The following is a 23,925-nucleotide window of genomic DNA, read 5'->3' on the forward strand; positions in this document are numbered from 1 at the left end:
AACTAAGCCTTAGGTCGTATAATCCCACTTTCCCACAACTTGAGTTTGACAAATCAAATACAATTCTCCTTTTATAGTAATATATCAGTTGGTATAATTTAGAAGATGTGATATTATAAATATCTACAAAAAGTGGAAGGAAAGAACAAATCATTCGCAAAATTTATTAAAATATGGTCGATTAAGTAATTTATTGGAGGAAACTTTACATGTCATCAATTCCAGCAGAGCAACACAATCAAGTCTTTAAAACGACCCCTATCCTAATTTCTTTTTTAATTGCAGGGTTTATTGGACTATTTAGTGAGACAGCTTTAAATATGGCACTCGGAGATTTAATACAAGTATTTAGTATTACTCCTTCCGATGTTCAATGGCTGACAACGGGTTATCTATTAACTTTGGGGATATTAGTACCTGTATCGGGTCTCTTAATGCAGTGGTTTACTACTCGCCAATTATTTATTGCTTCATTAATATTTTCTATCGTTGGAACACTAATAGCAGCACTTGCACCAACTTTCGGTATATTATTAGCTTCACGTGTGGTTCAGGCAATTGGAACAGCCTTATTGTTACCTTTAATGTTTAATACAATTTTATTGATTTTCCCGATTCATAAAAGAGGAGCCACAATGGGCCTAATGGGATTAGTCATCATGTTTGCACCAGCTATCGGTCCTACTATTTCAGGAATTGTTATTGAGAATTTAAGCTGGCACTGGATCTTCTGGATCTGTTTACCTTTTCTTTTCTTTGCGTTATTCTTCGGGATCGCATATATGCAAAATGTATCTACTATTACCAAACCAAAAATTGATATCTTCTCAATTATTTTTTCGACGATTGGTTTTGGTGGAATTGTGTATGGTTTTAGTAGTGCGGGAGAAAATGGTTGGGGTAGTACCATCGTTATTTCAACAATTGTTATCGGAATTATAGCACTCGTCTTATTCACTCTAAGACAGCTTAAAATGGAACAACCAATGATTAACTTAAGTGTCTTTAAATATCCTATGTTTACTTTAGGCTTATTAAGCGTATTTATTACCTTTATGGTCATTTTGTCATCTATGATTCTATTACCATTATACTTACAAACTGGATTGGCCTTAACAGCTGTTACTGCTGGACTTGTGTTACTACCTGGTGGAATATTAAATGGTTTTATGTCTCCAATTACTGGGCGTATTTTCGACAAATATGGACCAAGAGGGCTTGTTACACCTGGATTCATCATAATGATTATTATGTTATGGCTTCTGTCCAACGTCACAACAGAAACATCAATTATTATGGTAGTCATTATGCATACATTTCTTATGATTGGTGTTTCTTTGGTAATGATGCCGGCTCAAACTAATGGGCTTAATCAGTTACCGAGACACTTGTATCCAGATGGAACCGCTATAATGAATACATTACAACAAGTATCTGGTGCAATTGGTACCGCCATTGCCATAACCATCATGTCTGCTTCTCAGTCTACTTATTTAGAAACGGTATCAAATGCAACAGATCGCGCTGCATTAACAGCAGGCGTTCAAGATGCCTTCATTTTTGGTTTGATACTAGCAATTATTGGATTTATAATGTCCTTGTTTATCAGATCAGCACGAGCATAAAAAGTAGCAGCCGAAGAATATAAATTCGGCTGCTACTTTTTTATTAATATTGATACAAACCTACGTCACTCAATCAAAGATAATATCAACAAATAGCCTATTTTTTAATACCTCTACTATTTTAAGACTAGGAACGAATATTTAGCAAAACGTTGAGAGCGAACATAATGGTACTAAACACTACTAGCACTCCGCCAATTGCTACAAAAATGGTTGCTTGTTCATTGCCGCTTAAAATAAGGGCAGTAAGTGCAATCATCATTAATGGAAGTCCAATATTCCCACTCCAAAAATGTAACTTTGCATATAAGTTTTTAGTTGTGATTGGAAATAAGTGATATACAAACCCCGCTAATGCAAATGAAGCCCAACCTATCAAATTAATGTGTACATGTACTCCTTTTAGCTCGTAATTATGTTCCATAGACATATATAAACCTAACAGTACACCAATCGTAAAATAGATCACCGAAATTTTAATTAATTTGACACCCATTCTTACTTCCTCCTTCCTTAAAAATGAATTATTAGTCATTGTATATTCTATTAATAGACACTTTATAGTATTCTAAAAATAACAAAAATTTAAAAATCCGCTTAGTAGTCGTACACTTCCCTCTCGCTGAATATGATACTAATAGATCAGTTTAACGGAGGGCTACATTATGAATTCTCTATTTACATATTTCTTTTTAGGTGTATCCTTAGCAGCGCCCATTGGCCCAGTTAAAGCAACATTATTAAATACAGGTGTAAAAAATGGGTTTTATCACGCTTGGTTTTTCGGAATAGGTGCAATAGTAACAGATGTTCTTTATATGCTTATGGTCTATTTTGGAGTTGCGCAATTCATTGATTCTCCTTATATGAAAACATTTCTTTGGTCATTTGGTTTTTTTGTCCTTATGTATACCGGAATAGAAAATTTACTAACTCTTCATTCTATTTCTACTGACTCAAAATTTCGAAGAGTAATTAGACTGAGACATTCCATGTTATCCGGTTTTTTGATGGCATTACTCAACCCATTAACAATTCTTTTTTGGTTAGGGATATATGGATCTATTCTTGTTGGCGGAGCAGGGAAATTATCTGAATTTCAAATAATTATTTGCAGTTTGACCATTTTACTTGGAGTTGCATTAGTTGATTTTATAATGTCCATTGTATCCAGTGGATCTAGAAAGTTATTATCTATTCGATTTTTGAAATTAATTTCCCTTATTTCTTCACTGTCTATGATTGGATTTGGCATATATTTTGGGATACAAGCCTATCACTCCATTTTTTAACTATTATGTTACGAGCATATTAAGTACAACCAAGGACATCATACCGTTAACAACAAAAAGTAGTTGAGGTGTGATGATGGAAAATACAGATAAACAAGAAGGCAAGGTAAGTTCATGGTGTATTATTAGTTTGGCCTCCATACCATTAGTTATGACACTTGGTAATTCTATGCTTATTCCGGTACTTCCCATATTGGAAAAAAAAGTTGGAATTTCTTCTTTTCAAACGAGCATGATTATTACTAGCTATTCAGTTGCCGCGATCTTACTTATTCCAATTGCCGGTTATTTATCGGATCGTATTGGGAGGAAGAAAGTCATCCTACCATGTTTAATCCTTGCATTAATTGGTGGGCTTATAGCTGGATTTGCGTCTTGGAAATTGGATGACCCATTTACATGGATTATTATTGGAAGAGTCTTACAAGGAGTTGGAGCAGCTGGGGCTATGCCAATTGTTTTACCACTAGTGGGCGATTTGTATAAAGATGATGACGAGAAAACTAGCTCTTGTTTAGGAATTATTGAAACATCAAATACATTCGGAAAAGTATTAAGTCCCATTCTTGGCTCTATATTTGCAGCACTTTTGTGGTTTTTACCATTCTTCTCCATTTCCTTTTTCAGCTTAATCTCTATTTTCCTTATCTTCTTTTTTGTTAAAGCTCCAAAAGAAACAGATGAGCCAGTAAAGTTGAAAATATTCATACAAAACGTCAAGAAAACGTTTAAATCAGAAGGGAAATGGCTATTTACCGTATTTCTTAACGGGATTTTTGTCATGCTTATTTTATTTGCCATGCTATTCTTTTTATCGGAAAGTTTGGAGACAATACATGATATTAAGGGAATTAAAAAAGGATTTGTCCTAGCCATTCCGCTTTTATCGCTTTGTATATCTTCGTTTATTACTGGTAGAAATATTAAAGGGAATTTAAAGACAATTAAAAGAATGATGATTCTGTGCTTGATCACTACTTCCATCAGTGTCGTTTTTGTTGGCTTTACAAAAGAGAGGCTAATTTTACTATTAGTCGTAACTAGTATTGTAGGTATCGCAATTGGTGCATTACTTCCTGTATTGGACGCAATTATTACAGAAAATATTCGTAAGGAAGAAAGAGGTACGGTCTCCTCTTTTTACAGCTCTGCACGATTTATCGGTGTTGCAGCTGGACCACCAATTATGGCTCTTGTGATGAAAAACTACCTCAACTTAAGTTATATAATTGGAGGTATCCTTGGATTAATTTTGTTGTTTTTAGTTATAAAATTCATTAACATAGAGAAAATTGAAAACAAAAAGAGTTCCACATAAGCAAAAGGATCGATATGCATTTTTTGCCTATCGATCCTTTTTTATTAATTTTTAAGAAGTTTAATTTACTACTTTATTTTTTGATGCTTGTATCAACTCGCGTATCTTATCCAAATCTTGATCATTGAATGCTTTCACAATCGCACTACCTACAATAACTCCATCAGCTAGTGCCCCAATGGACTTCACTTGTTCTGGAGTAGATATACCAAACCCTGCAAGTACAGGCAGCGGACTTAGTTCTTTCAGCTCTGCTAAATGCTGCTCTAACTGATCATTAAATCCATTTCGGACTCCCGTTGTACCATTTACAGTCACTGCGTATATGAACCCTTCACCAGCTGATACAATTTTAGCAATTCGCTCAGAGGGACTCGTTAAAGATACAAGTGGCACAATTGCTACATCTGTTTGCATAAGTGCTTTTTGAAGATCATCCATTTCTTCCACTGGTAAGTCAGGTACGATTAGTCCACTAATACCAATACGCTCACAATCTTCTGCAAATTTTTCCAACCCATAACTTAACAATGGATTGTAATAGGTCATAAGAACAAGTGGGACATGTACTTCTTTATGGAAAGTTTCAAGTTCTTTTATGATTAAACGTAAATTTACACCTTTTGCAAGTGCACGTTGGCCTGAAAGCTGAATCGTCGGACCATCTGCTACTGGATCTGAAAATGGTATTCCAACTTCAATTGCAGTGGCACCTGCTTCTTGTAGGAAAAGTATATTTGTAGATAGAGTTTCCAAGCCGCCGTCACCAGCCATAATATATGGAACAAATGCTTTCTCTCCATTTGCTTTCACTTTTTCTATCGCTGCAGTTAGTTTTATCTTAGTCATTTCTTTTCACTCCTAGCTCATCACGTACTGTTTGAACATCTTTATCGCCACGACCAGATAGGCAGATTACTAAAATTTCTTCTGGGGCCATTTCTTTTGCTAAACCTGCTGCATAATAAATGGCATGTGAACTTTCCAACGCAGGAATAATTCCTTCTTTTCTGGAAAGAAGTTGTAATCCTTCCAGTGCCTCTGAATCTGTAACAGATGTATATTTCACACGGCCGATATCATGTAAATAACTATGCTCTGGTCCAACACCTGGATAATCTAGGCCAGCGGAAATAGAATGTGCTTCTTGGATAAAACCATTTTCATCTTGCAATAAATACATGTATGCCCCGTGTAATACACCTTCTTTCGCTTCGGCAGTTGCCGCAGCATGAAGTCCAGTTGATATTCCACTCCCAGCAGCTTCCACACCGTATAAGGCAACTTGTTCATCTTCTATGAAAGGATGGAACATACCGATTGCATTACTACCCCCACCAACGCATGCAACGATCGCATCTGGTAATCTACCTTCTTTTTCAAGAATCTGCTCACGCGTTTCCAACCCTATTACTCTTTGAAAATCACGAACAATCATAGGGAAAGGATGTGGTCCAAGCGCAGACCCTAAAATATAATGTGTGTCTTCTACATTTGATACCCAATATCGAAGTGCTTCATTCACAGCATCTTTTAACGTGCCGGCACCTTGATCAACTGAAATAACTGTTGCACCAAGTAGTTCCATACGGAATACATTCAACTCTTGTCTACGAACATCTTCTTTTCCCATAAAAACAATACATTCTAAATCGAATAATGCACAAACAGTTGCTGTAGCCACACCATGTTGACCCGCTCCAGTTTCTGCGACGATTTTCTTTTTGCCCATACGCTTGGCAAGTAATGCTTGACCAATCGTATTATTGATTTTATGTGCACCTGTGTGGTTTAGATCTTCACGTTTCAAGTAAATTTTTGCCCCACCAATATGTTTTGTCAGACGTTCTGCAAAATATAAAGGCGTTTCACGACCAACATAATCTTTTAAATAATAATTTACTTCATCTACAAATGTTTGGTCCGCAATTGCCGTTTCATATGCTTGTTCTAATTCGTTTAGTGCTGTCATTAATGTTTCTGGAACATATTGTCCACCAAATCGGCCGTATCTTCCAGCTTTTACATGCTCATCTGCTTTTATCATTACTTTATCTCTCCTCTTATTTAACAGCGCGAATAAACGCACGAATCAATTCACTATCTTTTCTGCCTTCAACTTCAACTCCACTAGACACATCCACCATATATGGGTTCACTCGCTTTATCGCATCTTCGACATTTGTGGGATTTAGTCCACCTGCTAATATAATTTTCTCTTGTGGTATACTATGCCCTTGCATTAACTGCCAATTGAAGGTCAAGCCACTACCGCCTTGATAATCCGTTCCTGGTGCATCAAATAAATAGAAATCCGTGTTAAACTGTTTCGCTACATCTATATCCTCTTCGCTACGAACAGATAGTGCTTTAATAGAAGGAAAACTATTTGATTGGATAAATTCGGGTGTTTCATTGCCATGGTACTGAACGAAATCTAATGGTACTTCTCGAACAGCAGTTTCAATCTCTTGCATGGTTGGATTTACAAACACACCAATTTTCAAAACTCCAGGTGGAACTTCTTTTGCAAGTTCCCGTGCTTGCTCGATTGAAACTTCTCGCTTACTTGCTGCAAAAACAAAGCCAATTGCATCTGCTCCTGCTTCTACCGCTGCTTTGACATGCTCTTTTTCTTTTAAACCACAAATCTTTACTTTTGTCATTTAGATATGCCACCACGTTTTACTTGTAAAGACCGAATAGCACTTTCTACATCACCGCTTCGCATTAGTGATTCACCTACTAATACTCCACTCGCTCCGTACTCCGCTACAGTCTCGGCATCTTCCGTTTCCCAAATACCACTTTCACTAATTAATACACGTTCTTCATCAAATGGGAAAATAGCTGCAATTTCTGCCGTACGATTTAAATCCACTTTAAACGTACGCAAGTCACGATTATTTACACCTATTAGTTTTGCTCCTAATTTTAATGCTCTCGCTAATTCTATTTCATCATGCACTTCGACTAACACCTCTAGTCCTAAATCAGTTGCATAGGAATAAAAGTCTTGTAAATCTACCTCATTTAACGCTGCTACAATTAATAAAACTACAGATGCACCAGCATTTTTTGCATGGTCAAATTGTACTTTATGGATCATAAAATCTTTACATAATACAGGCATTGGAACTGCAGCCGCAACTGCAGCTAAATCTGCAAAGGTACCTTGGAAAAAAGGAGTATCTGTTAAAACAGAAATACATGCTGCTCCAGCTTTGTAATATTCTTTTGCTTGTTTGACAGGATCAACACCTTCTGCGATTAGCCCTTTAGACGGGGATGCACGTTTAATCTCTGAAATGATTTGTAGATGTTCAGACTGGTACATTTTTTCAAATAACGAAGGACGTTTTGGAATATTTTTTCTCTCTGGAAGGTTCTCTTTCAACATTTCTTCCACCTGATTCTTTTTTTCTAGTAATATTTTATCTAAAATGGTAGTCATTATACTGCCTCCTGCTGAGCGATTTTTTTGCTAAATTCAATTACTGCTTCTAATTTTTTTAGTGCTTTGCCAGACAAAATAGTATCCGTTGCCAGTTTGATTCCTTCTTGAATAGAGCCTACCACTCCATTTGCATAGAAGCCAACTCCAGCATTGAAAAGCACCGTATCGAAATAAGCATTTCTTTCTCCTTTTAATAGAGAGCGCATAATCGCAGCATTTGCGTTCGCATCTCCCCCACGTATTGCACTAACTGGAGCATAGGACAAACCTACATCTTCAGCAGTAAGTGTAAAAGGAATTAAATCTCCTTTATCAAGTAATACAAAAGAATTTTTTCCTGCAAGTGAAGCTTCATCCATCCCATCTGCACCACACACAACAATTGCTCTTTCTCTTCCAAGAATCCGCAATACTTCTGCATACTCCATTGTAAAGTTAGCTCTATTAATCCCTGTATATTGTGTTTTTAACGACACTGGATTTGTAAGTGGACCAACCATATTGAAGATAGTTGGCTTTCCTATTTGTTGTCTTATTTCACCGATTCGTTTTAATTTAGGGTGTACGTTTGGAGCATATAGGAATGTCAGTCCTTCTTGTTCCAGTAAATCCATCGTTGCATCTCTACTAATAGAAGTTTGAATTCCGAGAGCTTCTAACACATCAGAACTTCCAGCAGCACTCGTAATTTTTCTATTCCCGTGCTTCACGATAGAAACGCCAGCACCAGCCATTACAAATGCAGATGTGGTACTTATATTAAAACTGTTCAAACCGTCTCCACCTGTACCACAGTTATCCAGGTAATTACCTTCAGGTGCTTGCAAATCCAGTGCAAATGACTTCATCACTGTAGCGAGTCCCGCAACTTCTTGAGAAGTTTCTCCTTTTTTAGAAAGCGCTACTAGAAAATCAATAATCTGTTGCGATTCGGTTTTTTCATTGAATATTAACTTGGATACCTCGACCATTTCTTTATATGTTAAGTGCTCTAATTTACTTATTTTTTCAATAAATTCTCTCATCTCATTCTCTCCTCTACTCATCTCAACTATTTTTGGGTACAAAAAAGTCCCCTCCAAAGGAATCGAATAAATCCCTTTGAAGAGGACGGTATTGACCGCGTTGCCACCTCTTGTTGGAGCTTTTCCACTCCCACTTTATATCCCTGTAACGTAGGAAATACGTCTACCTCTAAAACAAATGAATGTTTTCAAGATAGCTCTCATAAGTCCATTCACATCAGATGCGAATCAGTTTTCACCAACCACTGACTCTCTAGATCGCATACAAATGTTACTATTCTTATTCAAACAATTTCTCAGCTATACTATTCTCAGCTCATCTGTTCTAAAGGCGGTCCTGCTCTCAGCACCTTCTACCTATACCCGAACATAAAAGTTAATTTAATGATAATGGGAATACTTCAAATTGTCAAATTATATTTTTATTTGCTCAACATGTTTCTTGATTTCTTATTCAACTAAATTTTTGTTCAAGAACGCAAGTAAATCTCGGTGGTTGTCAGCAGCTACCCCGTGAGCTACGGGATAGCTCTTAAATGTAACGTTCGCTCCTTGTTCTGTAAAATACTCTTTGCTTGCCACTCCCCATTCATACGGAAGCACATGATCAAGTTCGCCATGGGAGATAAATGCATTCAAATTATTTACAGGTTGTCTTGCATACTCTTCTTTCACGAATGCTGGAATATATCCACTAAGTGCAACGATTCCTTTAATTTTATTCCCCATAATTAGTGCTAGGGATTGCGATAATATTGCTCCTTGGCTAAATCCAAGTAAAAATAATTGTTCCGGGTCTATTGAATGCTCTTCTACATTAGCTTCAATAAATGCTTGAAGATCTTTTATTACTTGATCAAAAACTGCACGATGAGGTTTACCATAGCCTTCAATTGTGAAGAAAGCATAACCAGGTGGCTGAGCAATTGGTCCGCGAATACTGAAAATATGACATGTCTCTTTTAAACTAGAAACGAGTCCAACCAAATCATTTTCATTGCTTCCCATTCCATGTATTAGAAATATTGCTGGGTATTTTTTGGTTACGTCTGTTGTTTTGGGTGCACTGTGGACAAAAGTAAATGTTGAATTCATGGATAACTTCCTTTCGTGACTAATTTCTCCAATCTTAACATTTTGAATCCTACAGATACTAGTCTTTTCACTCACTAGCCATTTATTATCAGTAATTACATACATATGTATGGGAAAATATAATAGGGGTTTAATAAATCAAAGGATAGGTAAGGAGGATCAACTACTTTACCTATCTTATTTGTACAATAACTATGAGCCATAATCAGATATTCTCAACTTTTTAAAATATAAGTAACTTGATCAATTGCTTTTTGCAGTTTTTTACTGTTTTTTACAAATAGCTGCTTAGCAAGTTTATCTTCTGTTGCAAGTGCAAATAATTCTAAATCTGCTTGGCATTTTTTCATTGTAGAAAGCATTAAAGGCCTTTCCTGTGGAGATGGAACTTGTAGCTTATCATCAAAAACATCAACCGTTAATTCCCCATAAGAATTTACTTGCCCAATAAATACGTTTTCAATTGTAACCCCTAGTTTGTCTATTTCTGTCTTTAACCATCCCCGACTATGCCCAATGGTGGCTAGTGGCTCATCCAAAATCTTGCCATCCATAATGACAGTCTGAGGCTCCTTAATTGAAGCTACTTTCATGTTTAAATCCTTTGGTGTTAAAGGTTGATTCTCTTTCTTCAGCATGACAGATAAATCACCTGTTGCCTCTAAAACTGCAAATTCCACATCAGACACCTGAAAGACATCCTTATTTCGCAGTAATTCTAACAATTCATCGATTGTATATCTTTCCTTCTTCAAATTATCTTCCATAACTTTTCCGTCTTTTATGAATATGGTTCCCTTGCCTTCTATAAAATCGCGGAATTTTTTGCTTTTTAAAGAAATAAGTCCACTTAGAAATGGTAACAAGGCAACAATTACAATCGCTAACAATCCTAAATACATATTTCCATCTAATCCCATAATACCTTCTGCGGCTATACTTCCAATGGTTATTCCAGTTACATATTCAAAGAAAGAAAGTTGAGCTATTTGTTTTTTACCTAGCGCCTTGGTAACGAAAAAAAGAAAAACAAGAAACATTACGGATCGAACCGCGACATCTAGCCATTCAGGCATGATTTAAAGACCTCCTGTATATATCAAATTCACCTTGGTATATTTGCTTCCGCTTCTCTTCGTTCAGCTCCGCAGAAAACAGTGCGCCCAGATTTTTCTCGAGCTTGCTCGAGAAATTCCTTTTAAAATCTGTGACATCCGCCCGAGGCATTAACTTTTTTCAGCAGGGGTTTGTGGACTATACTGAGTCGGAGACTTTTGCTGAAAAAAGTTAATAACCTTTATATTGATATTCTTCATTTTCCAATTCTCCAACCCTTTTTTTCAAATCTGTCACTATTTCGCTTACTAATATCATCGTTTCATGTATGGTTTTTTTTGATTCATTATCTTGTGTTCGTTCTGCTAAATTGGATAGGCTAGCTTCTACACCTTTGAGACTAGCTAAACACTGTTTTACATCCGACACTACAGTCATCGGTCATCCTCCTCATCCCTTAGGTTTAAATATTAAAGCACCAATCATGCCGAACACAATGGCAGATGAAATACCAGAACTCGTCACTTCGAACATCCCAGTGAGTACACCAACTAAGCCGTGTTTTTCAGCTTCTGCCATCGCCCCGTGTACGAGTGAGTTACCAAAGCTTGTAATTGGTACGGTAGCTCCTGCTCCAGCAAAATCAATTAATGGTTCATATAAACCTACCCCATCTAAAATAGCACCAGACACTACAAGGGTACTTAACGTATGTGCTGGTGTTAGTTTAAACACATCAAACATAATTTGACCAATAACACAAATCAAGCCACCAACAACAAAAGCCCAAAAAAAGATCATATCTATTCTTCCCCCCCGTATTCAATTGATACCGCATGAGCAATACAAGGAATTGTTTCTTTTTGTTGGAAGGTTAGCGGTGATAGTAAAGCACCTGTAGCTACTACTAACATTCTCTTAAATTCACCTTTTTTCATGCGATTTAATAAATGGCCGTATACCACTGTCGCAGAGCAACCCGCACCGCTGGCTCCTGCCAAAACAGGCTGTCCTTCGCGATAAATCATGAGTCCACAATCCTGGTATTGTTCTTCTGTAATAGGAGTTCCATGCTTTTTGAATATTTCAAGCGATGCTTCATGTCCTATTTTTCCAAGGTCACCAGTTACGATTAAGTCATAATAAGAGGGATCCACGTTTCGTTCCTTTAAATGCGCTTCAATGGTATCAACCGCAGCAGGTGCCATAGCCCCTCCCATATTAAAAGGATCTGTCAGCCCCATATCAATGACGCGGCCTATCGTGGCAGAAGTTACACGTGGTCCTTCTCCGATATTGCTTAACAAAGCAGCCCCTGCTCCCGTTACTGTCCATTGTGCAGTAGGCGGTTTTTGTCCACCATATTCTGTCGGATAGCGAAACTGTTTTTCAACAGCAGTGTTATGACTTGAAGCTCCTGTTAATATATATTTAGCCCCATTTGTGTTTATGATATAGGCACCTAGAGCCAATCCTTCCATAGATGTTGAGCAGGCTCCAAACAAACCGAAATAAGGAGCTCCAATAGTTCGACTAGCGAAACTTGTAGGGGTAATTTGGTTAATCAGATCACCAGCTAGTAGAAATTGAACTTGTTCTTTTTGAATTTCTCCTTTTTCGAGTGCTTTTTGACAAGCTTCTTCAAAAAGTATTTTATGTGCTTTTTCATATGAATCTTGCGCGAGCCATAAATCGGAATGCAGAAGATCAAAATCATCTGCTATAGCTCCATCTGCTTCAAATGGTCCTCCAACTGTTCCAGTGGAAATAATCACAGGTTTTTGATCAAAGATCCATGTACGATGGCCTGCTAACATTAGAAACCACCCCACTGTATAAAAATTGTTTTGATCAAAGAAATTACAAATGCGGAAAATACGCCAAATAAAATCACTGATCCGGCAAGTTTAAACATATTACCACCTACGCCTAATACAAATCCTTCTGTCCTGTGTTCGATAGCAGCTGATATAATAGCGTTTCCAAATCCAGTAACTGGAACTGCTGTTCCCGCACCTCCAAATTGTGCGATTCTATCATATACTCCAAATCCCGTAAGAAGCATCGCAATAAAAACTAAAGTTCCCACTGTTGGATTACCTGCTGTTGAATCTGTAAAATTAAAATAATAAATATAAAATGTTGAAATTAGCTGACCGATTAGACAGATAAGTCCACCGACTAAAAAAGCTTTTATGCAATTTCGAACGATTGGCCTTTTTGTTTCGTGTTTCTTTTGAAGTTCTTGGTATTCCTGTTGCACTGGCGTTAATTGCTTCTTTTTATTATTCGACATAATAGCAAGCCTCTCTTTCTCTATGATTGTTCTTTCATGAGACTTTTAATCTTTTTTATGTCTTTTTCTAAGTTCTTCATCTTCAAAGTATTCTTTTGAAGTTTTTCATCCAATTTAACAAGTTCAAAATACATTTTTTGATCAGCTGAAACTAAGATTGAATAATCTGGATACTGTTTTTTAAGATCTGATTTTATGTTCTTCTCAATTTTTTTTAAATGAAAACGATCAAATTGTTTGACTTTTATAGCCACTAATAGCTCTTTATCTGAATTTACTGCCAGCACATCTGAAATTTCCTCTTCCATGCTGACGTTTTCTGTTACTTGATTAGCAACGGATTGGCTGATTGGCTTACCCACCTGTGAAACATTCAAATCCCCATTGGCATCCTGATACTGATTTCCATTACAACCTGTGCATAATCCGATTACTATTAATATTAAGAGAGCAACTTTCACATTTTTTATTTTGGAAATCATGATTTCACCTCTGTGTTATATCGTTTATTATTAGAAATAAAAGGTTGGTTAATTCAACCAACCTTTTGCCTCCTTTTAATTATTCCTGTCTGTACTGAGGTTCTTCTTGTTGAATTTCTTGAAGACGTGGTTCAATACTGTCAACAATGGCTTGAGTTTTGATAGCAGCATCTTGATATAGCGCCTTCGCTTGCTGATTATCTGTACTTAAAGCAAATGTTTCAAAGCTAGCTTGGGCAGTTTTCAATCCTGCTAGAACAGTCTTAATGTCGTTTACTACTGTCATGAAATACACCTCCTTATTTTATTAAATTTCAAATTTTATAAAAAAGTATTCATCACCAATTTTTGGTTGTCAATTGGGCTAAATGAATCATTGAACATTTTACCCGTTTTGTAAAAAATTTATACTGTTCGACTTTTGATGTAATAATAATGGAAACTTAAAGGAGTTTTATAGAGCAGCAATATTAGTAGAATTACACAAGCGAAAACTGTCGATTTTTCACGAAAAAGTACAGATTTGCATAAATTAATAATAAAATGGTGAATATTATTGGAGGTTAACAGTTTGAAGAAAAATAATTTGTTTCATAACTCTGGAAATCAAGATAAACAAAACCTCCAAACAGACAGTCAAAGTGCTCAACTTGCTGTCATAGCAGGAGTAATCACTACATTTGGAGATGCCCTTGCCACGTTGGCTGCAGTCCTCGCAATAGAAGAAGCACGAGAAGAAAAAAATGGAAATGGAAATAATAACAATATGCAAAAACAGATCGACTATTTAACCAGTGAATTTGAAAAACTAAAAAAGCAAGTAAGTAATCAGAACACTTATCATCTTTAGCATAAGTAACTATTGTTAAAATCATTTTTTTACATCTGTCGAGATTATTATTTTCTTTACGAACAAAATTGGGAACTTTATGGTTAGACTTTTATTAATTGGGACACTCTGTATAAGAGGTGACTATATGAATTTCCCAATAATCCATACAAACTTTTGGGATATCTTGATAGCTATTCCAGTAATAATAATCCTAACTCAACTAATAAAAATATATTTTAAAATCCCCAAAAATTTTGTACCACTAATTGCATTAATACTAGGCTTATTAATTTCTATCTTCATTAGCCATCGATATAATTTAGTGGCAGGTCTTTTCATGGGCTGGTTTTATGGCTATGCATCAGTAGGCAATTATGCCGCATTAAAAACAGCTTTTATAGCCTATAGAAATAAATAAAGGGATCCAAATAGAAACTGAGAGATAAAGTGAAAATTCAATTGAACAATAGACGGTATAGAAGTAAAAGGTCAATAAAGTTGCAACTTGAATTAAATTGGGGAAATTTAGATATGAAGAAAGAAGAAAAGCTAGGTGAAAAAGTTATTTTAAATAATAAGTTGATACACTGAATTAGTAAGCATAAAACACTCTGTAAAGTGCAAGTTAGGCTTTAGGAGGTGAATATCTTTGAGTAAAAATAATGATAAGACAATGAATGTCAGAACGCATAATAGTTTTGAGCTATATAAAAATCCTACGAATAACCCTGACGAAGAATTTGCGGAAGAATTTGTTGCTATTTCTAAAAATAAGGTGACGAACGAAATTAATAAAAAGAAATCTAACAAAAGAAAACAGAAATAACTGGTCTAATGTGTTTTTTGTGCCCTGTGTCAGAAAATTATATGGAAATCACACTATTCACATTTTTAAATTAACGTGAATCTATCTGACACAGGGTCATTTATTAGTCAAAAAATCCTCCCAATTACTTTGGGAGGATTAATGATATTTCATATTGCTCAATATTAAATAGCTCTGCAATTCAGTTAAATAAGCAATGAAGAACTTAATTAGCGTAAGTTCCTAAAAATAAGGCCATTATTTTTTACATTCAAAAGAATATTCACCCGTAATATTATTGTGGATTTCTAATATGACTTCTCCATCATTCTCGTAGCATTCTGTACTAAATAAATTTATTTCTTTAGTATTGAAATAACTATATGCATGCGTTAATAAAGACACTGCTAATAAAGCAATAGCTAAAATCCATAAAACACCGGAAAAATACTTATTCTTACATATAGTCAAGTTCATGTCACTCCTTATTTCAATTGGACTAATCCACTCTTATACTATACTACATTTTAGTATTTACATTAGAAGGGTTGCAGAAACATTCTAACGTGTGATCATTTACCATTCCCACCGCTTGCATATAAGAATAACAAATTGTACCACCTACAAATTTAAAACCATCTTTTTTCAATCTTTTGCTCATATTATTACTTATTTCTGTTGAAATAGGAACTTCTGACACTGTCTCCCAATCGAGTATAATAGGTTTGTTATTTACAAAACTCCATATATAACTAGAAAACGAACCATATTCTTGCTGAATTTTTAAGAATGCTTTTGCATTCGTTACGACGCTTTGGATTTTTAATTTATTTCGAACAATTCCCTTATTTTCTTTTAATAATTGCAATTGTTCATCTGTATAATGAACAATTTTTTCTGCTTCGAAATTATCAAAAGCTTCGCGGTAATTTTCTCTTTTTTGCAAAATTGTCCACCAACTGAGACCAGCTTGAGCACCTTCTAAGCATAACATTTCAAATAGTAATCGATCATCATATACTGGTACTCCCCATTCTTGATCATGATACTCAATATATAAAGGCTCTTTTGTTGTTACCCATGTACATCTTTTTATCATGTATAGCATCCCCTTTTTTACTTACTTATTAAATGAGCATCTATTCTTATGAATTATAATAGAACAAACGTTCCATTAAGTCAACCTCTCACTTTACTGAGAGATAAACAAAAAGAGTAGCTATTTCCTAATAAGGAATAACTACTCTTTTGAAATTCATTCCCACTCAAATGGTGTTTGTTGGTATACATAATAATTTAACCAATTTGAAAACAGAAGATGTGTATGGGAACGCCATGTATTTAAAGGTCGCGCGGTTGGATCATCATTTGGAAAGTAATTTTCAGGAATATCTATGTCTATTCCTTTACTTATATCTCGATCATACTCTTCTGCAAGTGTAATTGCATCATATTCAAAATGCCCAGTAATCATCACGTGTTTTCCATCATTAGAAACGACCAAGAACACTCCTGAATCATCGGAAATGGATAGTAAATTCAATCTTGGATCGCGTTTGATCTCTTCCATTGAAACTGATGTGTAGCGGGAAACCGGTGCATTGAATTCATCATTAAATCCACGAACTAAGTCTACTGTATAATCAGATAATCGGTGTTTGAATATACCGGAACATTTCTTTGGTAACTCAAATTTCCCGATATCATAATGGTGATAAAGTGCTGCTTGTGCACCCCAACATATATGTAAAACCGATGTAACATTTGTTTTAGACCAATCCATTATTTGTACCATTTCCTGCCAATAATTCACATCTTCAAATTCTAGATGTTCAATTGGTGCACCTGTAATAATCATTCCATCATATTTCCGATGTTTTACTTGTTCAAACGTTCTATAAAATGTATCTAAATGCGTTTTACTCACATTTTTTGATTCATGTGTCGCAGTGTTCATGAATGTAATATTTACTTGAAGTGGTGTATTTCCTAATAAACGAAGTAATTGTAGTTCTGTTTTTTCTTTCTCCGGCATTAAATTTAAAATAATAATATTAAGAGGACGAATATCTTGCTCAAATGCACGTTCCTCATCCATGACGAATATTTTTTCTTTTTCCAGTAGTCCTGTAGCAGGTAATTTTTTAGGTATGTTAATCGGCATTTTGTCTATCCCCTTTTATATTTCTACACAAAAACCCACTTTTCTGTTTGATAAGAAAAGAGGGTTTATCGAGAAATCTCTAATCTTATCTTTCAAGACAAATGCCTTGTAGGAGTTAGCACCTTTCTGACAAAGTCAGAGGTTGCTGAAGCTTCAAAGGGCCATTTCCCTCAGCTTCTCGTGATAAGAATTATTTAATTATATACAATTTTAACTAATCTAATAAATATTAGCATGATAAAATTAATATTGCAACAATTTTCAGGTAAGTAATGCTAAGAATAATTGGCAATTAGAGTTTGAATTTGTTCGCTAGCTAGTTACTGTTGTTTTTTGAAAAGTACCAACAATTATGGACCTTCAAATAATTCATCGTTATATTTATTTTCATCATTTTCTGGAATTCCCACATCATTTTCTTCTTCAGGCTCATTGTTACCAGTGTTAGGAACATTTTCAGGTTGGCTATCCAATTGCGTTTCAACTTTTGGTTCTTGATTGGAATTCCTTTCAGAACCGCAAGCTGAAAGTGTTAATGCTGCTATGAGCATGAGTATCGAAAGTATTTTCATGATACAATCTCTCCCTATTTTTTATTAGCTTGGACTTTTATTAAAAAAATATACAAAAAACTCTAGTGCAATTCACACTAGAGTTTTTTGTATATTTAAATTAATTATTCATCAATGTCGAAGTTTATCTCATCTTCATCTGTGAATTCTGAACCATTTTCAAATAGCACAGTCGTTCTTAAAATCAATTTTGACATCTCTTGATCTGCATCCGGAATCCATCTTTCATCCGGCATAATCTCAAATGGGATCATCTGCATATCTTTAGATGCTACTGCTCCTACTAATTCAATCGAATGTTTGGAAACCATTTTAGACGTTACTTCACCCGTTACTTTGAAAACTTCTAATTTAATATTGTTTATCGATTTGTCATCATGTACCCCATTAATATAAATGGTTCCAGATAAATTGATACCATGCTCAATATATGGATGATCAACCACTGTATCAATCTTAATCGTCTCTACCTCTATTGAAGATTCAAACTTCTTTGTCATAACTCTCAGTCCACCTTGTTATTTGTATACTCATATTGATTTTCTACTTCTGGTTCATACTTATTATAACGCTTTTTGAATAATACATAAAAGTGTGAAACAATTACTTTTAATATTGCATATCCTGGAATACCTAAAATAACTCCTGGCACTCCAAATAATGATCCCGCAGTAATTAACGCAAAGATAATTGTAATAGGATGAACATGCAATGATCTCCCCATAATTTGCGGCGAAATGAACTTCCCTTCCACAAATTGTACAACTGTCCAAACTATAGCTAGTTTAATCAACATAAATGGAGATGTTACTAGCGCGATTACTGCAGCTGGAGTTATTGCGATTACTGGTCCTAAGAAAGGCACAACACTTGTTACCATTGCGATTACTCCTAATAATAGTGCATAGTCCATTCCAATAATGGAGAATCCAATGAAAATCATAAAGCCGATACATATAGAAACTAAAATCTGTCCTTGAATATATGAACTGATTTGCTTATCTATGCCTGTAAAAACAGCTTGTAAGTCATCCCGCATGCGAGGTGGAAATAATTTCATTACATATTTAGGTAATTTCTCTCCATCTTTTAATAAATAAAAGACAATGAAAGGAACTGTGACTATCGCTAATATGAAGCTAGTTAATACACCAACGAGAGAAGAAATACCAGATGCAATTCCTGTCAAGGTACTTTGGAAAAACTGTCCTATTTCAGTTGGTAAATCATTTAACACTGTAGTAATATCTGTCTCCATTTGTAAATAATAATCAGAGAATATTGCAGATGATCTTAAAAAGCCATCCAAAGATTCAATTAGTTGCATAAAATAGAAAGGTATTTCTTCAACCAATCTAATAGACTGTGACTTTAAAAATGGAAATACGAGAAAAACAAGCAATGTTACTAAGCCGACTAGTAATAGAAAGATAATTAAGATACCCCAAATTCTTGGGATTTTAATCTTTTCTAAAAGACCTAAAATAGGTCTAAGTAAATAATAAATGATCACTGCTAAAATGATTGGTAAAATAACATTACCTAAAAAGACAGTTAATGGAACAAAAATAAACGATATTTCATTATAAATCATTATTACTAGCCCTATAAATAATAATAGTGCTAGTGTAAAAACAGTGTTACGTCCACCTAAAAATTGTATGTATCTCGTGGAAAAAAAAGAAGGTTTTTTAGGTTCCATATAAAATAAACTTCCTTTCCTTAATAACCTTATTTTACGGAGTAATAAAAAGATTAGCAATGGAAATTAATCATCATTTCCCTAAAAATTCTTGAATAGTTGCTCTATTTTCTTCCGAATTAATTTCAATGACTGATCCAGCATGAGAATAATCTTTATAGTAGTATGTTCCTTCTGTTGGAACAGTTAATTTATCCATACTAAGCTTACCACTAGTAACAGCGTCTATAACTCTGTCGATTTTGTCTTTTTTGGTTAGATCCGTTTCAATATAGCCTTCTGTTGCACCTATAAATTCAGGTATATTCGCTAGATTGCCTATTGACAGAATTTCATTTTGTAATGCTTCCATAACGATTTGTTGTCTGTTAACTCGTCCAAAATCACCTTCTTCATCCGATCTAAAACGAGCATAACCTAATAATTCTTTCCCGGTTAAGTTCTGTTGCCCCTTAGTCAAAGTAACCCCAATTTTTTCAGACATGTCTTTTTCAACATTTATCGGCACACCATTAGGAGCAACTATATCTACTAATGTTTCAAAACTATTAAAATCTATTAGTGCATAATGATGAATCGGCACATCGAACATACCGCTAATCGTATCTTTAACTAATTGAACTCCATCTAAATAATATGCCGTATTCAATTTATATGATTTATATCCTGGAATGTCTGCATAAATATCTCGCATAAAAGAAATGACTTTTACATCGTTATTCTCTTTATTCCAGGAAACAAGCATCATTGTATCTGTGCGAGATTGTTCTTCCCCTCGTGAGTCAATTCCTAATACTAAAGTATTCTCACGGTCTCCATCGTTCCATGTGTCTCCAGTGAATTTGCTAGAAGTAACAATTTCTCCTTTTGCAGAATTATAGCCATTCATGTATTGAATAACTGTATATACACCACCGACTAGAAATAAGAGCACTAGTATTAAGCTAAATACTCTTCCCACTCTTAGTTTTCTTTTTCGTATATGTCTCGTTTGTCTTTGTTCTGACTCTCCCATACATAAATCTCTCCTTTATCTATCTATAATAACGTATTAAAGCCATTTAGGTTCATATTTTTGTACATAATAATGTCAAGTGATACACTATTCTATGAAGTTTAAGGAGGGGTCTCAATGATTGAAAAGGCAACATTCGCAGGAGGCTGTTTTTGGTGTATGGTAAAACCATTTGATTCGTGGGATGGTATACATAAAGTAACTTCTGGTTATATGGGTGGACATATAGATAATCCAACTTATGAAGATGTAAAAACAGGTACAACTGGTCATTTGGAAGTAGTAGAAATTCAATATGATTCCGCTATATTCCCATATGAACAACTGCTAGAAATATTTTGGCAACAAATAGATCCAACAGATGCTGGAGGACAATTCCAAGACCGTGGGGAGAATTATAAAGCAGCCATTTTCACTCATTCCGCTGAACAAATAGTCCTTGCAGAAAAGTCCAAACAACAACTTGCTACTAGCGGTAAATTTTCAAAACCAATCGTAACAGAAATAAGAGAAGCGAAAACTTTTTACGAAGCTGAAGATTATCACCAAGACTTTTATAAAAAGAATCCGAGTCACTATGAAGAAGACCGTAAACAATCAGGACGTGACGAATTTCTAAGTAAAAACCGGGATTAAAAAGCAGGCAACTAACTATTTTGTGTTAGTTGCCTGCTTTTATTGTAGCTAATAATTTTTTAAAAATGCAGATTAATATTTTGATTTAATATATAAATCATGCTTTATAAAATATAGCAAATATGACTATACGACTTATCCGAAAATAAGTGCCAAAAGAGACTTTTCTCCTGTTTTTGTACTTATTTAAAAATATGTCGTATGTGAGTTTTGGGCTTTTTTGAGGTTTGGGAATATTTTTTCATAGGCTCGTTTGAGGACCGCTTTCTTGTTTTAGCCACGAACTCTTGGAGCATTTGAGACTAAAACAAGAAAGCTTGGAAATATTTCTCCAAGCTCAATTTTCTATATAAATCAACCACTCACTTTGCCATAGCCTAATCTTATTGTATTTTCTATGTCTGACTTTCCTCGGACGAATTTTCCCACCCGTATAATTTATTCTTTTTAATATAGCTATAGCAATTTGTAGGTAAGAGGTATTTTGCTTCCCCGCCATTAGCAAATTCATCACGAATATAGGTAGAACTGATTTCCATGGCAATGCCCTTATCGATTAAGTGAAAAGTGCTTCCATCGTCGTTATTACGTAGCAAAGGAGAAGCACTTATCACTTTCAACATATCAATACCGTCTCTAGCCATAACAATGAATTTATTTTCGCTCACTAATTTTTCTGCGATTCCCCACTTGCCTTCCACAATATCGACTAACAAGTCTGCACCCATTATGAAATATAAATCGTCCTCTGGATATATTTTCTTTAAGTATTCCATTGCATCGTAGCTGGAGATGTTCCAAGCATCTTGCTTCATTTCAAAATCATCTAAAATAAATTTTTCATCAGAGTCAATCGCCATTTCTACCATATTCCAACGGTGTTCGTCCTCAGTTTTCAGCGCTTTATCTTTTCTTTTATTGGAACAAGGTAAAAATATTACCTTATCTAACTTGCAACGATTCGCTATAGTGCTCGCCGTAAAAAGATGCACATTGGTGATGGGGTCAAAGGATGACCCGTAAATTCCTATCTTAGCCATAAGTTTCCTCCAAGTAATCCAAATTAGTTGTACCGTTTTATCTTGATTGGACTGAAAATCTTCTTCCAATGTGAAGTTGAAATAATGAGCTGTTTTTTCTATCTGATCTCTGCACCGATACTATCTTTAAAATGACCTAAAGCCCATTCGTGTCCTTGCTGATTGAAGCTTGCGACAGCATCTTTGTACACAACTACTTTAAAGCCTTTGTTATAAGCATCCACTGCTGTATGCAGTACACAAATATCTGTACATACACCAACTAGGTGAACTTCTGTAATCTGTCTTTCGCGAAGTTTTAGTTCTAGATCCGTACCCGCGAATGCAGAATACCTAGTTTTGTTCATCCAATAGACTCGCTCACTAGTTTTGTTGTTTTCGTATACCTCTTTGAGTGCTCCGTACAAATCTCTGCCCTTCGTTCCCTCAATGTTATGAGGTGGAAATAGCTTCGATTCGGGGTGGTACTGATCATCCTTCTGGTGTGTATCAATAGCAAACACCACATAGTCACCATTCGAAATAAAATCCTCCGTTAATTGTACAATAGTTCCTTCAATATCTTGTCCCGGTTTACCACAAGTTAATGCTCCATTGTCTGCTACAAAATCCACCGTATAATCAACGTTTAATAATGCCTTTTTCATCATTCATCCGCTCCTTTATAGTTAATCAATAAACTGAAAATTAATAGTTTGCCTGATAGATGGAAACAAAAGGCTCAAAATCGGTAAAACTATATAATTGCGCCTTATTTTTAGACCATTTATTTGATTTTTTAAACTCTCCATTAAACATTACTTTCTCTATAAATGGTAGTGTTGGTGCTTTTCTAAAAAATTGAGAATCTAATTTGATCCATGCTTCATCTAATATGGTGAGTAGTACACCCTGTAATTCTGACAACACGAATTCTTTCGGTAAAAAGTTCTTTGCTAATATAGTTAATGCCATATCTTTTTTAATAATCCAAATGGCATCTTTAATAATTTGTTCATGATCGAAAGCAAGCCCTAACTGGTTAATTTCCTCTAAGGTGAATAATCGAACATCTGATGCATCGTCCGCTGCTTTTCGTTTACTTAATTGATTCTCAGGCACAATTGCATAATGGGCATTCGAGATTATCCAAGCCCGTTTGTCACGTCCAGGCTTATCATATGTACCGAAGTGTTTTATCTTGAGACCGCTTATCCCTGTTTCCTCTTCTAACTCCCTAGAGGCTGCTTCAATGGCTGTTTCATCTGATTGAACAAATCCACCTGGTAATGCCCATTTACCACCTTCTACATTTGGTTCCCCTTCAGCATCCTTTTCTGCTCGCTGAATCAACATCAACTTCAACTCTTTTAGTGGAGGTTTGTGCTTTTCTACTTCGATTGAAATAATAGTAAATACGGCAATGTCGCTTGTGTATCCATCTGGCGTTTTATAATTTTTTATATCGTAATTCTCTAGCATTTCTTCTTCTGTCTTATATTTCCCCATTATTTTTGTCTGCCCTTCTTTTAGG

The 23,925-nt window shown here is 35.2% G+C and carries 31 protein-coding genes, 1 riboswitch and 1 other annotated feature; of the genes, 7 read left to right on the top strand and 24 right to left on the bottom strand.

Annotated elements, in window-relative coordinates; all coding sequences use genetic code 11:
• Positions 1–209 precede the first annotated feature (209 nt).
• Complete coding sequence (locus C7437_RS03105) at positions 210–1,625, top strand: DHA2 family efflux MFS transporter permease subunit (protein WP_111438169.1); 1,416 nt, start codon at positions 210–212, stop codon at positions 1,623–1,625.
• A 127-nt stretch (positions 1,626–1,752) separates the two neighbouring features.
• On the opposite strand, the gene C7437_RS03110 is transcribed toward C7437_RS03105, so the two are convergent.
• A complete protein-coding gene (locus C7437_RS03110; RefSeq protein WP_111438170.1) occupies positions 1,753–2,121 on the bottom strand; it encodes a cytochrome-c oxidase in 369 nt (122 codons plus the stop codon).
• 169 nt (positions 2,122–2,290) lie between these two features.
• Between C7437_RS03110 and C7437_RS03115 the strand changes: the two genes are divergently transcribed.
• Together C7437_RS03115 and C7437_RS03120 are read left to right on the top strand one after the other, a co-directional pair.
• A complete protein-coding gene (locus C7437_RS03115; RefSeq protein WP_111438171.1) occupies positions 2,291–2,917 on the top strand; it encodes a LysE family transporter in 627 nt (208 codons plus the stop codon).
• 76 nt (positions 2,918–2,993) lie between these two features.
• Positions 2,994–4,235 (top strand): MFS transporter, encoded by a 1,242-nt coding sequence (locus C7437_RS03120; protein WP_111438172.1) that lies wholly within the window; start codon positions 2,994–2,996, stop codon positions 4,233–4,235.
• Between the two features lie 60 nt (positions 4,236–4,295).
• Here the strand turns inward: C7437_RS03120 and trpA are convergent, their stop codons facing one another.
• The 13 genes from trpA to C7437_RS03185 form a co-directional block, all read right to left on the bottom strand.
• Positions 4,296–5,084 carry a tryptophan synthase subunit alpha gene (gene trpA / locus C7437_RS03125; protein WP_111438173.1) on the bottom strand — a complete coding sequence of 263 codons (789 nt, stop codon included), beginning with the start codon at positions 5,082–5,084 and terminating at the stop codon, positions 4,296–4,298.
• Entirely contained in the window at positions 5,077–6,282 is a 1,206-nt protein-coding gene (gene trpB / locus C7437_RS03130; RefSeq protein ID WP_111438174.1) for a tryptophan synthase subunit beta, read from the bottom strand. Before trpB ends, trpA begins: the two co-directional genes overlap by 8 nt.
• A gap of 16 nt (positions 6,283–6,298) precedes the next feature.
• The gene (locus C7437_RS03135; protein ID WP_111438175.1) at positions 6,299–6,901 is read right to left on the bottom strand and encodes a phosphoribosylanthranilate isomerase; all 603 of its coding nucleotides are present in this window, start codon (positions 6,899–6,901) and stop codon (positions 6,299–6,301) included.
• Positions 6,898–7,689: an indole-3-glycerol phosphate synthase TrpC gene (gene trpC, locus C7437_RS03140; protein WP_111438176.1), complete on the bottom strand. Its 792-nt coding sequence runs from the start codon at positions 7,687–7,689 to the stop codon at positions 6,898–6,900. The genes C7437_RS03135 and trpC overlap by 4 nt, the downstream gene beginning before the upstream one ends.
• Positions 7,689–8,717: an anthranilate phosphoribosyltransferase gene (trpD, locus tag C7437_RS03145; RefSeq protein WP_111438975.1), complete on the bottom strand. Its 1,029-nt coding sequence runs from the start codon at positions 8,715–8,717 to the stop codon at positions 7,689–7,691. The genes trpC and trpD overlap by 1 nt, the downstream gene beginning before the upstream one ends.
• A gap of 78 nt (positions 8,718–8,795) precedes the next feature.
• Positions 8,796–9,014: a binding site (T-box leader), on the bottom strand.
• 153 nt (positions 9,015–9,167) lie between these two features.
• Entirely contained in the window at positions 9,168–9,812 is a 645-nt protein-coding gene (locus tag C7437_RS03150; protein ID WP_111438177.1) for an alpha/beta hydrolase, read from the bottom strand.
• Positions 9,813–10,027: 215 nt separating this feature from the next.
• A complete protein-coding gene (locus C7437_RS03155; protein ID WP_111438178.1) occupies positions 10,028–10,888 on the bottom strand; it encodes a DUF421 domain-containing protein in 861 nt (286 codons plus the stop codon).
• 211 nt (positions 10,889–11,099) lie between these two features.
• Positions 11,100–11,306, bottom strand: coding sequence for a DUF1657 domain-containing protein (locus tag C7437_RS03160; RefSeq protein WP_111438179.1), 207 nt, complete (start codon positions 11,304–11,306; stop codon positions 11,100–11,102).
• A 12-nt stretch (positions 11,307–11,318) separates the two neighbouring features.
• Positions 11,319–11,669: a stage V sporulation protein AE gene (gene spoVAE, locus C7437_RS03165; RefSeq protein WP_111438180.1), complete on the bottom strand. Its 351-nt coding sequence runs from the start codon at positions 11,667–11,669 to the stop codon at positions 11,319–11,321.
• A gap of 2 nt (positions 11,670–11,671) precedes the next feature.
• Positions 11,672–12,685 carry a stage V sporulation protein AD gene (gene spoVAD, locus C7437_RS03170; protein WP_111438181.1) on the bottom strand — a complete coding sequence of 338 codons (1,014 nt, stop codon included), beginning with the start codon at positions 12,683–12,685 and terminating at the stop codon, positions 11,672–11,674.
• Entirely contained in the window at positions 12,685–13,164 is a 480-nt protein-coding gene (gene spoVAC / locus C7437_RS03175; protein WP_111438182.1) for a stage V sporulation protein AC, read from the bottom strand. Before spoVAC ends, spoVAD begins: the two co-directional genes overlap by 1 nt.
• Before the next feature lie 20 nt (positions 13,165–13,184).
• Positions 13,185–13,646 (bottom strand): YhcN/YlaJ family sporulation lipoprotein, encoded by a 462-nt coding sequence (locus C7437_RS03180; RefSeq protein ID WP_111438183.1) that lies wholly within the window; start codon positions 13,644–13,646, stop codon positions 13,185–13,187.
• A 79-nt stretch (positions 13,647–13,725) separates the two neighbouring features.
• On the bottom strand, positions 13,726–13,932 hold the full coding sequence (locus C7437_RS03185) for a DUF1657 domain-containing protein (protein ID WP_111438184.1): 207 nt from the start codon (positions 13,930–13,932) through the stop codon (positions 13,726–13,728).
• 285 nt (positions 13,933–14,217) lie between these two features.
• On the opposite strand from C7437_RS03185, the gene C7437_RS03190 reads away from it, so the two are divergent.
• The 3 genes from C7437_RS03190 (at position 14,218) to C7437_RS16860 (ending at position 15,304) form a co-directional block, all read left to right on the top strand.
• The gene (locus C7437_RS03190; RefSeq protein ID WP_245909197.1) at positions 14,218–14,496 is read left to right on the top strand and encodes a hypothetical protein; all 279 of its coding nucleotides are present in this window, start codon (positions 14,218–14,220) and stop codon (positions 14,494–14,496) included.
• 127 nt (positions 14,497–14,623) lie between these two features.
• Positions 14,624–14,896: a hypothetical protein gene (locus C7437_RS03195; RefSeq protein WP_111438185.1), complete on the top strand. Its 273-nt coding sequence runs from the start codon at positions 14,624–14,626 to the stop codon at positions 14,894–14,896.
• A 231-nt stretch (positions 14,897–15,127) separates the two neighbouring features.
• Positions 15,128–15,304 (top strand): hypothetical protein, encoded by a 177-nt coding sequence (locus C7437_RS16860; RefSeq protein WP_170122283.1) that lies wholly within the window; start codon positions 15,128–15,130, stop codon positions 15,302–15,304.
• Between the two features lie 237 nt (positions 15,305–15,541).
• Here the strand turns inward: C7437_RS16860 and C7437_RS03200 are convergent, their stop codons facing one another.
• From C7437_RS03200 to C7437_RS03230, 7 genes are all read right to left on the bottom strand, one after another.
• A complete protein-coding gene (locus tag C7437_RS03200; protein ID WP_111438186.1) occupies positions 15,542–15,754 on the bottom strand; it encodes a hypothetical protein in 213 nt (70 codons plus the stop codon).
• Positions 15,755–15,803: 49 nt separating this feature from the next.
• Positions 15,804–16,379 carry a DNA-3-methyladenine glycosylase I gene (locus C7437_RS03205; protein ID WP_211309982.1) on the bottom strand — a complete coding sequence of 192 codons (576 nt, stop codon included), beginning with the start codon at positions 16,377–16,379 and terminating at the stop codon, positions 15,804–15,806.
• 159 nt (positions 16,380–16,538) lie between these two features.
• Complete coding sequence (gene metA, locus C7437_RS03210; RefSeq protein WP_111438188.1) at positions 16,539–17,447, bottom strand: homoserine O-acetyltransferase MetA; 909 nt, start codon at positions 17,445–17,447, stop codon at positions 16,539–16,541.
• Between the two features lie 82 nt (positions 17,448–17,529).
• Positions 17,530–17,637, bottom strand: a riboswitch (SAM riboswitch).
• A 160-nt stretch (positions 17,638–17,797) separates the two neighbouring features.
• A complete protein-coding gene (locus tag C7437_RS03215) occupies positions 17,798–18,019 on the bottom strand; it encodes a hypothetical protein (RefSeq protein WP_111438189.1) in 222 nt (73 codons plus the stop codon).
• A gap of 104 nt (positions 18,020–18,123) precedes the next feature.
• A complete protein-coding gene (locus C7437_RS03220) occupies positions 18,124–18,519 on the bottom strand; it encodes a sporulation protein (protein ID WP_111438190.1) in 396 nt (131 codons plus the stop codon).
• 5 nt (positions 18,520–18,524) lie between these two features.
• Entirely contained in the window at positions 18,525–19,721 is a 1,197-nt protein-coding gene (locus tag C7437_RS03225; RefSeq protein WP_111438191.1) for an AI-2E family transporter, read from the bottom strand.
• A 73-nt stretch (positions 19,722–19,794) separates the two neighbouring features.
• A complete protein-coding gene (locus C7437_RS03230; protein WP_111438192.1) occupies positions 19,795–20,736 on the bottom strand; it encodes an LCP family protein in 942 nt (313 codons plus the stop codon).
• Positions 20,737–20,853: 117 nt separating this feature from the next.
• Between C7437_RS03230 and msrA the strand changes: the two genes are divergently transcribed.
• On the top strand, positions 20,854–21,372 hold the full coding sequence (msrA, locus tag C7437_RS03235) for a peptide-methionine (S)-S-oxide reductase MsrA (RefSeq protein ID WP_111438193.1): 519 nt from the start codon (positions 20,854–20,856) through the stop codon (positions 21,370–21,372).
• Positions 21,373–21,767: 395 nt separating this feature from the next.
• Here msrA and nadD read toward each other — a convergent pair whose 3' ends face one another.
• The 3 genes from nadD to C7437_RS03250 all read right to left on the bottom strand — a co-directional run bounded on the left by nadD (position 21,768) and on the right by C7437_RS03250 (position 23,900).
• Positions 21,768–22,412 carry a nicotinate (nicotinamide) nucleotide adenylyltransferase gene (gene nadD, locus C7437_RS03240; protein WP_111438194.1) on the bottom strand — a complete coding sequence of 215 codons (645 nt, stop codon included), beginning with the start codon at positions 22,410–22,412 and terminating at the stop codon, positions 21,768–21,770.
• Between the two features lie 98 nt (positions 22,413–22,510).
• On the bottom strand, positions 22,511–23,059 hold the full coding sequence (locus C7437_RS03245) for a cysteine hydrolase family protein (RefSeq protein WP_111438977.1): 549 nt from the start codon (positions 23,057–23,059) through the stop codon (positions 22,511–22,513).
• 40 nt (positions 23,060–23,099) lie between these two features.
• A complete protein-coding gene (locus tag C7437_RS03250; RefSeq protein ID WP_170122301.1) occupies positions 23,100–23,900 on the bottom strand; it encodes an NUDIX domain-containing protein in 801 nt (266 codons plus the stop codon).
• Positions 23,901–23,925: the final 25 nt, after the last annotated feature.

Source organism: Psychrobacillus insolitus, assembly GCF_003254155.1.
GTDB classification, from domain to species: domain Bacteria; phylum Bacillota; class Bacilli; order Bacillales_A; family Planococcaceae; genus Psychrobacillus; species Psychrobacillus insolitus.